Origin of the sequence: Zafaria cholistanensis, from assembly GCF_008580665.1 — a bacterium.
Lineage (GTDB): Bacteria > Actinomycetota > Actinomycetes > Actinomycetales > Micrococcaceae > Zafaria > Zafaria cholistanensis.
The window spans coordinates 84,515-96,385 of the sequence record NZ_BKDJ01000011.1 but is presented as its reverse complement, the minus strand read 5'-3'; the positions used below and the strand labels follow the sequence as shown (position 1 = coordinate 96,385).

The window sequence follows — 11,871 nt, the reverse complement described above, 5'->3', positions numbered from 1 at the left end:
CCTTGCGGGCGTTGAGCAGCTCGCGGAAATTGAAGAGGACCTGCACGCGCCGGGCCAGCGAGGTGTCGCGCCAGGCCGGGAAGGCGGCGGCGGCGGCCGCGACGGCCTGACCGACGGTGGCGGTGCTGGCCAGGGCCACGCGTCCGCTCACCTTGCCGGTGGCGGGGTTGGTGATCTCGCCAAAGCGGGAATCCGCGGCCTGCCCGGCCGTGGTGCCGTTGATCCAGTGGGTGACGGTCTGCATGATGTGCGGGGCCTTTCGATTGCTGCTCTTGCCTTTGGGCCGGGGTGATGCCCGGCTTCTTCCTCAATCCTGACGACGACCCGACGATAGGGGTAGTGACGTACTGTATGTTCTTTTTTCTTGAGCTATACAATATGTAAATGCATCGACTACCCGAAGAAGAGGAGACCCCAAGTCCCGGCGGGCAGCAGGCGGCCACCCTCACGCTGCGTACACTGCTGGATCTCGACGAGGTACGGCTCGGCCATCCGGAGCTGCTCTCCGGCGGGGAAAGCTTGGACGCGCCCGTGCACTGGGTCCACATCGCCGACTCCGAACGCGTGGAGCCGCTCCTTGAGGGTGGTGAACTGGTCTTGAGCACGGCGACGTCCTTCCGTGCTTCAGCAGTGGCAGTAGGGTCGTTTCTCGACGAGCTGGAGGCCGCGGGAGCGTCCGGGGCCATCGTCGAGCTCGTGGATGCCGACGGCGGCCCCGACCTGTCGGCCGTCGAAGTGTTGCGCCAGGCTGCCTCCGGCAGGAAACTTCCGGTGGTTGTGCTGACGCGGACCATTAAGTTCGTCCGCGTGACCCAAATGGCCCATCGAATGCTGGTCGGGGAGCAGTTAACCAGGCTGGAGCGCGCCCGCAGAGTCCACGAGGTCTTTACCCAACTCAGCCTGGAAGGAGCAAGCGAGCAGCGCATTGTTGACCGGACGGCAGAGTTGCTGGGCGCAGCGGTCGTGCTGGAGGACGTGGCACACCGTGTCCTCGCCTTCAACCCGGCCGATATGGAGTCGGAAGAGCTTCTGCGGGATTGGGCGGACCGGGCCCGCCACGTGGGCTACCGGGAGCAAACCGGCCGCCGTGATTCAGGAGACTGGCTGCAGACTCCGGTCGGCGTGCGTGACCGCCGCTGGGGCCGGCTCGTGGTTCCCGTGGGCCTCCAGGACGACGCCGACGGTTCACAGGTCCTTGAACGTGCCGGACAGGCGCTGACCATTGCCCGGATGGCCGGGCGGGACGAACAAGACTTGCTTCAGCAGGCACAGGCGGGGCTGATGCACGACCTGCGACAGCCCCATGCACTGGACGAGCGGGAGGCTGTCGCCCGAGCACAGTCCCTGGGTCTGGAACCGAGCGCTTTCTACGTTCCACTCGTGGTCAGGCTCGATCAACCAATGGAAGAGAACCCCACGGGCCTCCACCTGCGAGAGAGGGCCCTGATGGAAGAGTTGACTGCCACGGTTCGCCAAGCACGGCACTCCCTGCTCGCCGGCGGACTTCATTCGGGCTCGTTCGGCGTCCTTCTCGGCGTGCCTGCACGCCAGTTGGAGGACAGCATCCTTGAGCGGGTTTTCGGCCAGCTCGCAGAACTGGAGGAGCAACGGACCGGAGGGCAGCAACGTCGAGGGGTGGGCACCCCGACGTGGACCGTTGGGGTGGGACGGAGCAGTACCTCATTGCTGGAAGCGGCCGCGGGCCTGGACGGAGCCATCCAAGTGGCCGATATTGCCGCAACCCTGGAGACCCGCCCGCGACGCTACTACCGGTTCGCGGACGTAAGACTCCGTGGCCTCATGGCGGCCCTGCGGTCCGATGCCAGGGTCCGGGCCTTCGCCGAAGCCGAACTGGGTCCGCTGCTCGAGGAACAGGACGCCGAGGCTCTGGACTTTCTTGAGCTCTACCTGCGGCACGGAGGCAACAAATCCTCGGTCGCCCGCACGGGTTATCTGAGCCGGCCCGCGCTGTACGCTCGAATAACCCGGCTGCAGGACCGGCTGGGGGTTTCCTTGGACGATGCCGAATCGAGGGCTGCGCTGCATGTGGCTCTCCTGTGGCATCGAATGCGAGGACAGGTAGAAGGCGAAACCGCCTTCGGCCCCGCGGGAGGCGGGGGCAAGACATAGATTCCCGGCCCTCCCCGGGGTAGGCTATGACACGAGTGTCTGACAATCAGCATTACAGCGCGGCAACCGCGGGGAGGACAGCAATGGCATCGATAAATACGTCAGCCCCGGAAGGCAACCTAGTCGGCCCGGTATTGTCGCTCTCGCGGCGCGACGGGGCCATTCAAGAGATCCGCCGGGCCGTTGTCCGGGGATGGCTGAAGCCCGGCGACAAGCTCACCGAGGTGCAACTCTCCCAAATGCTGAACGTGAGCCGGCCGACAATCCGGGAGGCGCTGAATCAGCTCTCGCAGGAAGGCTTGCTGGTCCAGGAACCCTACCGGGGCCTGCGCGTGGCGACGGTGGACTCAGAGCAGATCCTGGACATCGCCAATACGCGCCAGGCGCTGGACATGCTGGCCGTCGACGGAATCCTCGACGATCCCAGTGGATCGCGTATGGACGCCGTGCGGCAGGCCTGGACGGAATTTTCCCAGGTCGAGGACGATCCCGATCCGTTGTTGCGGCACGAGGCGCACATCGCCTTCCACCGCCGCATCTGGGCCGCTTCGGGAAACTCCCTTCTGCTGCGCCTCTGGCCGGTCGTCGAGGCCCACATCACCATCGCGCTGGCCTGCGACCAGGCTGTCCGGTCCGACCCGGAGCGCGCCAAGCTCGTCCACCACCACCTCGTGGACGCCCTGCTCTCCGGAGACCGTGCCGCCATCGAGAAGGCCTTTGAGTCCCACACCATCGGCAGCGCCCACGAACTGATCGAACTGATGCGAAAGGAAGGTGCAGCATGAGGATCCTCGTCACTGGGGCCACGGGCCTGATCGGCAATGCCGTGGCCGAGACATTAGAGGATGGCCACGAGGTCATCCGCGCCTCCCGCGAAGCGGACCCGTCCGTAGACCTGACGGACCGGGAATCGATCGTCTCGCTCTATAAGTCACTCGGCACGGTGGACGCGGTAGTCTGTTGCGCCGGCAAGGTCCCCTTCAAGCCGCTGGCCGAACTCACTGAGGACGATTTCCGGGCTGCACTCAATGACAAGGTCATGGGCCAGGTTAACCTCGTCAGCGCAGGGTTGGACCACGTCGCCGACGGCGGCTCGTTCACATTGATCACCGGGGTCCTGGCGCAGAACCCGATCGCCACCGGCACGGCCGCCTCGCTGGCCAACGGCGCGATCGAGTCCTACGTCCGGGCTGCGGCCACCGAACTGCCGCGCGGCCTGCGGATCAACGCGGTCAGCCCCACCGTGCTTGAGGAGGCCACCGGATACCACCCGTTCTTCCCGGGCTTCCCGCAGGTCCCGGCCGCCGATGTGGCCGCTGCATTCGTCCGCTCGGTCATGGGAGTAGAGACCGGGCGCATCTTCCGCGTCTAGCGCGGTTCCCCCCACGTTTCACGGCACGACGCCGGGACTGGTACCCATGGTGCCACCCCGGCGTCGTGCCGTTTTCGGGACCGTCTGCACTGGAACCAACTCGTGCCGGCGTCACTCCCCCAAGCCTGAATGCGCGGACGGCCCCCGGCCCCGTCCAACGGACGGGGCCGGGGGCCGAACCGACTGCTGCAGCGAGATTGCGCCTACAGCGAGAAGACCGTGCGGTGCCAGTCCTTGACGGACTGCCCGGTGAGGTCGAACATCACGTGCTTGATGACGGTGTATTCGTCGAAGGAGTAGGTGGACATGTCCTTACCGAAGCCGGATTCCTTCATGCCTCCGTGCGGCATTTCGCTGATGATCGGGATGTGGTCGTTGACCCAGACGCAGCCGGAGCGGATTTCGCGGGTGGCCCGGAGCGCCCGGTAGACGTCGCGGGTCCAAGCCGAGGCGGCCAAGCCGTAGGGGGTGTCGTTGGCCAGCGCGATCGCCTCGTCGTCGGTGTCGAAGGGCATGGCCGCCAGGACCGGGCCGAATACCTCGTCGCGGACGATCTCGCTGTCCGCCGGGGCGTCGGCGACCAGCGTGGGCCGGTAGTAGGAGCCGGCCTCCAGCTCCCCACCGGGGATGCCGCCTCCGAGGACGCGGGCGTACCCACGGGCGCGCTCCACCATGGCGGCGACCTTGTCCCGGTGCGCTTGGGAGACCAGGGGTCCCATGTCGGTGGCGGGATCGGAGGTGGGGCCGAGCTTGACCTTGGCGAAGAGCTCCGCGACGCCTTCGACAAACGCCGGGTAGAGCGAGCGGTGCACGATCGCACGGGTCGCCGCCGTGCAGTCCTGGCCGGCGTTGATGAGGCTTCCGGCGACGGCTCCGTGGATAGCGGCCTCAAGATCCGCGTCATCGAACACCACCAGCGGGGCCTTGCCGCCCAGCTCCAGGTGTACTCGCTTGGCGGTGGTGGCCGCGGCCTCCAGCACCGTGCGGCCGACCCCGGTAGAGCCGGTGAAGGACAGCATGTCCACGTCCGGGTGGCGCAGCAGCGCCGCCCCCACGGTCGAGCCCCGCCCGCACAGGACGTTGATGACGCCATCGGGAACGCCTGCGTCGGACGCCGTTTGGGCGAACAGGAGGCTGGTCAGCGGGGTGATCTCGGCGGGCTTGAGCACGATCGTGTTACCTGCGGCGATGGCGGGGAGAATCTTCCACGCCGCCATCTGCAGCGGATAGTTCCACGGTGCGATCGACCCGATCACGCCGATGGCCTCGCGGCGGATGGAGGAGGTGTGGTCCGGCGAGTACTCGGCGCTGGCCTTACCTTCGAGGTTCCGGGCGGCGCCGGCGAAGAAAGCAATGTTGTCGATGGTACCGGGGACGTCGAATTCGCGGGTGAGCCGAATCGGCTTGCCCGCTTGGCGGGACTCGAGCTGCGCGAACTCTTCCGCGCGCTCCTCGAGCAGGGCGGCGAAGCGGGTCAGTACCGCGGAGCGCTCGGCCGGCGTGGCGCCGGACCAGCCCGGGAATGCCGCACGGGCGGCAGCGACGGCTGCTTCCACGTCTGCCGGACCGGCGGAATCGAGGGTGGCTACGACCTCGCCGTTGGACGGGTCGAGGACCTTACACACGTCGCCCGAGTTTCCGCGCACCGGGCGGCCGTTAATGAACTGGCCAGCGGTGGCCTGGACGGTCGTTTCACTCATGGTGATTCCTGCTTTCCTTGGCGGTGCCCTACGCGGAGGCGGGGCCCCAGATGTCACCGACGGTGTAGCCGGTCGGGAACGGGTCGGTCGGGTCGAGGGTCCACTGGCCGCGGCCGGTAATCCAGCCCCGACCCGTGATGGTGGGGAGGACGGCGGAGTGCCCCGCCACCATGGTTTCCCCCGTGAGGCGCCCGATAAATTCGGTGCCAATGATGGACTTGTGGCTGAAGTCCTCGCCGATGGCCAGCTGCCCCCGCGCGTGGAGCGCCGCCATGCGCGAGGAGGTGCCCGTCCCGCACGGGGACCGGTCCAAAGCGCCGGTCCAGGTGGTCGGGTCGTTTGGCAGGACCGGTCCGCTGGTCAGGATCACGGTGTTCCGCGCCTGCATTCCGGGGACGCGGTCCCCGGAATGCAGCATGACCAGATTGACGCCGGAGACGCCGGGGTTTTCCGGGTGGACCGCGTGGATCTGCTCGGCGGCTGCCATCCTGATCAGCGCGCCGGCCCGTGCGAGCTCCTTGCCGCGGGACGGGTCCAGGTCCAGTCCCAGGTCCGCGGCCTTCGCCTGGGCGAAGTACTGTCCGCCGAAGACAATGTCCACCGGCACCGTGCCGTACTCGGGCACCTCCAGCGGCACGTCAAGGCCGACGACGAAGCTGGGCACATTGGCCACGGTCACCGAAGTGACCTTGCCGCCGTCAACCCGGGCAGTCGCGTGCACACGCCCGACCGCCGTGTCGATGAGCACTTCGACGACGGGTCCCGGGCGGTCGACGATGCCGGTTTCGATGGCGGCGGTAACCGCGCAAATCGTGTTCGATCCGGACATGGGGGTAAACCCGCCCTGCTCCATGACGACGATGCCGAAGTCGGATCCGGCGTTGACGGGCGGCAGCAGGATCACTGCGCACAGCCCGGGGTAGCCGCGCGGCTCGCGCAGCATCAGCCGGCGCAACCAGTCCAGGTTTTCCCGGCAGTACGCCAGCCGCTCGGCCATGGTCTCGCCCTGGACCAGGTGGGCGGCGTTGGTCAGGATCCTGCCGGGTTCACCTTCGGCATGGACCTCGACGGCGTCAAGGAGCAGGGGCGAGGTCATGCCGCGGCCGTCTTGAGCACACCCGCCGCGGCCAGCAGGGTGGCCAGGCGCTCGCGCTGCTCAGGGGCGAGCGGCTGGATCGGGGCGCGAGCCGGGCCGGCCGACTCGCCGACGAGGTCGAGTCCGGCCTTGATGCCGGCAACGTAGTTGACCGACTCGAGGAAGTCGCTCAGCGCCCACAGCGGCTTCCACTGTTCGCGGGCCGCGGCCAGGTCCTTGCGCTCGGCCAACGTGTTCCAGAACTCGACCGCGAGCTCGGGAACCAGGCCGGCAGTGCCCCACACCGAGGCTTCGGCCCCGGAGGCGATGCCGAAGAAGGTGAGCGTGTCCCAACCGTTGAAGGCCTTGATGTCGTCAGTGCGGTTAGCCAGCAGGTCGGCCAGGGTTACGGCGTCCCCGGAGGTGTCCTTGAGGTAGTCCAGGCCGTCGATCGAGCCAAGCTCGGCGATCTGCGCCGCATCAAGGGTGATCCCCGTAGCGCCGGGAACGTTGTAGTAGACGATCGGCAGGGTGACCGCGCCGGCGACGTCGGAGAGGAACTTCTTCAGCGTCGGGTAATCCAGCGGGTCGTAGAACGGCGGTACCACCATCAGCGCATCGGCGCCAACCGCCTCCGCGTGCCGGGCCAGCGAGATGGCGCCGGCCGTGGAGAGGGAACCAATGCCCGCGACGACGGGAACACGGCCGGCCGCAGCCTCTACGTAGAGCTCGATCACGCGGCGGTATTCAGCGTCGGACAGGGTGGTGAATTCTCCGGTGGTACCGGTGGGCACGAGGCCGTGGATGCCGGCACCGACCAAGCGCTCGACTTGGCGGCGCAGGGCGTCCTCGTCGAGGGTGGAGGCGTCATCGGTGAAGGGGGTGGTCACCGCTGCGAGGATGCCGCGGAGTTCGACCTTCTTGTGCTGGGACATGTGTGGGGTTCCTTATCTAACGGGGTGGTTGTCTAGTGCGCCGCGACAGGCAGCTTGCGCTGCACGCCGCGGAAGCGGTCGGGCGCGAAAGGCTGCAGCGTGGGGGCGGTGCGTCCGTGGACGATCAGGTCCGTGAGGGCCGCGGCGGTGCCCGGAGCCAGGGTGACGCCCATCATGCCGTGGCCGGAGGAGACATAGGCGTTCTCCAGGCCTCCCAGGTGGCCGATGACCGGCAGCCCGTCCGGGGTCATAGGCCGCATCCCGGCCATAGGCACGGGCGGGACAGAAGGCGCCTGCCAGGTACGGAAGTACTTGGCGGGGGCGCGCAGGATCGCATCGACCCGGATCTGGTTGATCTTCTCGTCCAGGCCGCCGAACTCCATGGTCCCGGCGAGGCGGAGGCGGTCGTTGAACGGGGTGACGGCGACCTTCGCGTCCCACAGGTTCACGGCGCTGCGCAGGCCGAGCGCCGGCACCTCCACGGAATAGCCCTTGCCAGGGCGGATGGGCAGCGGGACGCCGAACTGCTTGGACAGTCCGCCCGTCCAGGCGCCGGCGGCGAGGACGATCCGGTCCGCCTGGTAGCGGCTGCCGCGGCTGTGCACCGCAGTGATCCGGTCACCAGTGCGGTCCACGGCGTCGATTGGAGAGTTCTCTATGACCTTCACGCCCATGGAAACCAGCCGGCGGTGCAGGGCGGCCGCCATGGCTCCGGGGTCGACGTGCCGCTCGTAGGGGAAGTAGATGCCGCCCAGGACCGCGTCGGTGAGCAGCGGCTCGTGCTCGTGGACGGCGTCCCGGCGCAGTACCTGCGGTTCCCGCCCGTATTCGGTGGCGAGGTCCAGGTTGTCCAAGTGGTGGTCGAAGTTGTCCTGGTCCGTAAACGCCATCAGGAGTCCGTCGGTGTGCATCTCAAAGTCCATGCCATCGGCACGGTAGTCGTCAAAGATCTCCAGTGTGTCCGCGGCGAGGCGCAGGTGACCCTCGAATCCGGCCCGCTGGTCGCGGGCATTGGACTTGCGCCACATGCCGAACATAAAGCGCAGGAACTGCGGGTCCAGCGAAGGCTTGATGTAGAGCGGGCTGTCCGGGCGGAGCATCCACTTCATGGACTTCAGGACGACGCCGGGTCCGGGGACGGGCGCGGATTCGGCCGGGCAGATCCAGCCGGCGTTAACCTTGCTGGCGCCAAGGCCGGTGGCCCGCGCGTCGATGACCGTCACCTCCGCGCCTTCCCGGGCGAGGTGGTAGGCGGTTGTCAAGCCGATGACCCCGCCTCCGATGACGAGCACGTGCATGGTGTTCCTTTCGATGGAGTGGATAGCCCTAGAAGCGGACGGCATCCACGAAACGCTTGAGGTCCTCGTTGGTGCAGTGGTCGAAGGCATCCGCCGGGGAGGAGTTCACTGCGATCTCCCCTTCATGGAAGAACACGACCCGGTCGGCAGCCTTGGAAGCGAAGGCCATGTCGTGGGTCACTAGGGCCAGGGCGATGCCGTCCTCCTCCTTCAAGCGGCGGAGGACCTCGAGAACTTCTGCCGCGACTGGCGGATCCAGGGCGGAGGTGATCTCGTCGCAGAGAAGGAGCTTGGGCTTCATCATCAGCGCCCGGGCGATGGCCACGCGCTGGCGTTCGCCGCCGGAGAGTTGGGTGGAGCGGCTGAGGATGTGGTGCTTCATGCCCACTTCCTCGAGGGCAATCTCTGCGCGGTCGCGCGCCTCACCGGCCTTCATGCCGAGCCGCTTGCGCGGGGCGAGGGTCAGGTTCTCCAGGACGTTCATGTGCGGCCAGAGGGTGTACGTCTGGAACACCATTCCGACATCGGACTTGACGGTGTTCCATTCCTTGGTCCGCGCACCGTCGGCGAAGACGGTCTTGCCGCCGATCGCGATCTCCCCAGCATCAGGATCGGTGAGCCCGGCGATGGCCCGCAGCAGGGTGGATTTGCCGGACCCGGATTTGCCGATGATGACAGTGATGTCGCCGGTCTTCATCTCGAAGTCGACGTGCTTCAGGATGGTGCGGCCGTAGAAAGATTTTTCCAGGCCACGCGCGGAGACGAGGACTTCGCCCCTGCGGGATGCCTGCTCCACGTTGTCGATGGTGGGTGCATTTTCCATGGTGGGTGCCTTTTCCTGTGCCAGGTGCGCGGGCCTCATAGCGTCACCGTTTTCTTGCCGGGGACGAGCCGCGCGAGGAAGAGCTTCTTGCCGATAGGCCCATGCCCGGCGGCCAGTTGCATGCGCCGTTCGATGTTGCTGGTAATGAGCGAGACCGGGAAGGCGATGGCGAAGTACATCAGTGCCGCCACCGTGAATACTTCCAGGGAACGGTAGGACTGGGCCGAGACGGTGTTGGCGATGAACATCAGGTCCGCCACGGCGATGGTGGAGACCAGGGCGGTGTCCTTGAAGAGCGAAATGTTCAGCGACAAAATGACCGGCAACTGCTGGCGCAGGGCCTGCGGCAGGATGATGTAGCGCAGCTGCTGCAGGTGGCTCAGCTGGAGCATACGGCCGGCTTCAACCTGCTCTACAGGAACCGACTGGAACCCGCTGCGGTACGCCTCGGCCATGAACGCGGTCAGGTTGGCGGAGAGGGCAATGAGCGCCGAGACGTATCCCGGGAGCGTGATGCCGGTCAGGGCCGGCAGTGCGTAGAAGATCCAGAAGAGCTGAACCAGCAGCGGGGTGCAACGGAACACCTCGATGTAAGCCTGGGCTGCCCAGCGGATGACCTCGATGCGCGCCATGCGGGCCATGGCCAGCGGGACCGCGAGGACCATGCTGATGACAATGGTGATGACCGCGAGCTGCAGGGTCAGGCCCAAGCCACCCAAGAGGGTGGGGAAAGCATCGACGACGACGCCCCAGTCAAAGTTGTAGTTCATGGCAGAGCCTTTCGGGGGCTACTTCTTGCGCAGGTCGCCGAGGTTATCGACCTCAACGTAGTTGACTTCCTCGTAGGCCTTGGTGAGCAGGCCCTCGCTCTGCGCCCGCTCGATCGCGATGTTGACGATCTGCAGGGAGCGGGCGTCGGCGCTGGCGGGGACGCCGTAGCCGGTCGAGGTTTCGTAGAGGGCCGGCTCGGGAACCACAATCTTCAAGTCCTCGTCAGCCTGGGCCTGGCTCTCCGCGGTCGGCAGGTCAGTGAACTCGGCGATGGCGCGGTTTGCCTTGACGGCCGAGATAGCGTTCGAGTAATTGTCCATGGACATGATCTTGTCGGTCCGCTCCTGCAGCGGCGGGACCATGGAGGCGCCTTGGGCGACCGCGATCTGCCCCCCGTCATTGATGATGTCCTCGGCAGTGAGGTACGGAGAATCCGCCTTGACCACGAACACGGCAGGGTAGGAGTAGACGGGGTCGGTGAACTGGATCGCGAGCGAGCGCTCGATGGTCAGGTCCAGGTTGGCGGCGAAGTCGTAGCGGTCCGCCTGCAGGCCGGCCACGATGTTTTTCCACTCGGCGGCTACGGGGACCAGTTTTACGCCCAGCTGTTCCGCGAGCTGCTCCAGCGGGACCAAGTTGGCTCCGCCGAGCGTTCCGTCTTCCTTCTGGACGGTCATGGGAGGGGCGATGGCCACGCCCACGCGGAGCTCGCCGCGTTCCTTGATCTTCTCGATAAAGGCGCCATTGCCTACGGCCCCGCTGGCCGCTGAGGCCGGGTTGCCGCGCAGCCCAGCTCCCAAAATGCCTCCGCCGATGGCGAGGACGAGAACGGCGAGGGCAGCGAGAACGATCTTGCTGGTCTTGGTCATAGTGGGCTTCTCTCGGTTCAAAGCGGGGAATCCGCAACGCCAGTGGAAGAATACTGAGTAGATAGACAGATTGTCAGGCAATCTGCAACTACAAAAACTGTAGACCAGTGAGGCACGTCACGTCTAGTCCTTTCGGACAACGTCACGTTCCCGGCGCCGGACTCAGCGAACGTAGTCCGCCCCGGTGACATCGATCGTCGCGCCCGTGGCATGGCGGCATTTCCCGCTAGCCAGGAAGGCGATGAGCTCGGCTACATCCTCAGGGGGCGTCACCTCGCCCAGAGGCAGATGCGCGGCCAGATCCTCGGCCACATGTCCGTCAGCCAGGTCGGTTGCCACCCAGCCGGGGGCGACCGCGTAGGCCAGGACTCCGTCCTTGCCGCAGCCCCGGGCAATGCCCTTTGTCAGTGCCAACAGGCCGGCCTTGGCCGCGCCGTAGGCCAAGTGCTCGACATCGTCGCCGCGATGAGCCGAACGGCTGGTGACATTCACGATGATGCCCCCGCCCCGCTTGCGGAAATGCTCGATGGCCAGCCGGCACAATTCCGCCGGCGCGGTGAGGTTCAGGCCCAGGTTCGAGGCCCACCCCGCATCCCACGAGTCCTTATCCTCGATCGGCGATGCGATCCAGGCGCCGGCGTTGTTGACTAACGCATCGATACGCCCCCGCCAGAGAAGCGCTTCCTCCCAGATGCTTGCCAGCCGCGCCGGATCGGCCAGGTCTCCGCCGACCACGGTTGTCCCATCCCCGAGTTCGGCGGCCAATGCATGGGCCGGAGCCGCCTGCGAGCCGTAGTGGATCACCACGGAAGCGCCCTGTCCGTGCAAGATCCTGGCCGTGACGGCGCCGATACCGCGCGAGGCACCGGTGACCAGCACGACCTTTCCTTCCAGCGGC

12 protein-coding genes are annotated in these 11,871 nt (G+C 66.6%); 3 read left to right on the top strand and 9 right to left on the bottom strand.

Annotated features, from left to right (window positions below; translation table 11 throughout):
* On the bottom strand, positions 1 to 244 hold a 244-nt coding region (locus tag NCCP_RS11090), incomplete at its 3' end, for an aldehyde dehydrogenase family protein (RefSeq protein WP_149957345.1).
* Between the two features lie 140 nt (positions 245 to 384).
* Between NCCP_RS11090 and NCCP_RS11085 the strand changes: the two genes are divergently transcribed.
* From NCCP_RS11085 to NCCP_RS11075, 3 genes are all read left to right on the top strand, one after another.
* The gene (locus NCCP_RS11085) at positions 385 to 2,130 is read left to right on the top strand and encodes a PucR family transcriptional regulator (protein ID WP_149957344.1); all 1,746 of its coding nucleotides are present in this window, start codon (positions 385 to 387) and stop codon (positions 2,128 to 2,130) included.
* A gap of 83 nt (positions 2,131 to 2,213) precedes the next feature.
* Entirely contained in the window at positions 2,214 to 2,915 is a 702-nt protein-coding gene (locus NCCP_RS11080; protein ID WP_149957343.1) for a GntR family transcriptional regulator, read from the top strand.
* On the top strand, positions 2,912 to 3,502 hold the full coding sequence (locus tag NCCP_RS11075; protein WP_149957342.1) for a short chain dehydrogenase: 591 nt from the start codon (positions 2,912 to 2,914) through the stop codon (positions 3,500 to 3,502). The genes NCCP_RS11080 and NCCP_RS11075 overlap by 4 nt, the downstream gene beginning before the upstream one ends.
* A gap of 203 nt (positions 3,503 to 3,705) precedes the next feature.
* Here the strand turns inward: NCCP_RS11075 and NCCP_RS11070 are convergent, their stop codons facing one another.
* The 8 genes from NCCP_RS11070 to NCCP_RS11035 form a co-directional block, all read right to left on the bottom strand.
* Complete coding sequence (locus NCCP_RS11070; protein WP_149957341.1) at positions 3,706 to 5,202, bottom strand: gamma-aminobutyraldehyde dehydrogenase; 1,497 nt, start codon at positions 5,200 to 5,202, stop codon at positions 3,706 to 3,708.
* 28 nt (positions 5,203 to 5,230) lie between these two features.
* The gene (locus NCCP_RS11065; protein WP_149957340.1) at positions 5,231 to 6,298 is read right to left on the bottom strand and encodes a proline racemase family protein; all 1,068 of its coding nucleotides are present in this window, start codon (positions 6,296 to 6,298) and stop codon (positions 5,231 to 5,233) included.
* Entirely contained in the window at positions 6,295 to 7,212 is a 918-nt protein-coding gene (locus tag NCCP_RS11060; protein ID WP_149957339.1) for a dihydrodipicolinate synthase family protein, read from the bottom strand. The genes NCCP_RS11065 and NCCP_RS11060 overlap by 4 nt, the downstream gene beginning before the upstream one ends.
* Positions 7,213 to 7,244: 32 nt before the next feature.
* Positions 7,245 to 8,510, bottom strand: coding sequence for an NAD(P)/FAD-dependent oxidoreductase (locus tag NCCP_RS11055; protein WP_172627377.1), 1,266 nt, complete (start codon positions 8,508 to 8,510; stop codon positions 7,245 to 7,247).
* Between the two features lie 28 nt (positions 8,511 to 8,538).
* The gene (locus NCCP_RS11050; RefSeq protein ID WP_172627376.1) at positions 8,539 to 9,333 is read right to left on the bottom strand and encodes an amino acid ABC transporter ATP-binding protein; all 795 of its coding nucleotides are present in this window, start codon (positions 9,331 to 9,333) and stop codon (positions 8,539 to 8,541) included.
* 35 nt (positions 9,334 to 9,368) lie between these two features.
* Complete coding sequence (locus tag NCCP_RS11045) at positions 9,369 to 10,103, bottom strand: amino acid ABC transporter permease (RefSeq protein ID WP_149957336.1); 735 nt, start codon at positions 10,101 to 10,103, stop codon at positions 9,369 to 9,371.
* Between the two features lie 18 nt (positions 10,104 to 10,121).
* On the bottom strand, positions 10,122 to 10,973 hold the full coding sequence (locus NCCP_RS11040) for a substrate-binding periplasmic protein (protein WP_149957335.1): 852 nt from the start codon (positions 10,971 to 10,973) through the stop codon (positions 10,122 to 10,124).
* Positions 10,974 to 11,135: 162 nt separating this feature from the next.
* The gene (locus NCCP_RS11035; protein WP_263970139.1) at positions 11,136 to 11,852 is read right to left on the bottom strand and encodes an SDR family NAD(P)-dependent oxidoreductase; all 717 of its coding nucleotides are present in this window, start codon (positions 11,850 to 11,852) and stop codon (positions 11,136 to 11,138) included.
* Positions 11,853 to 11,871: the final 19 nt, after the last annotated feature.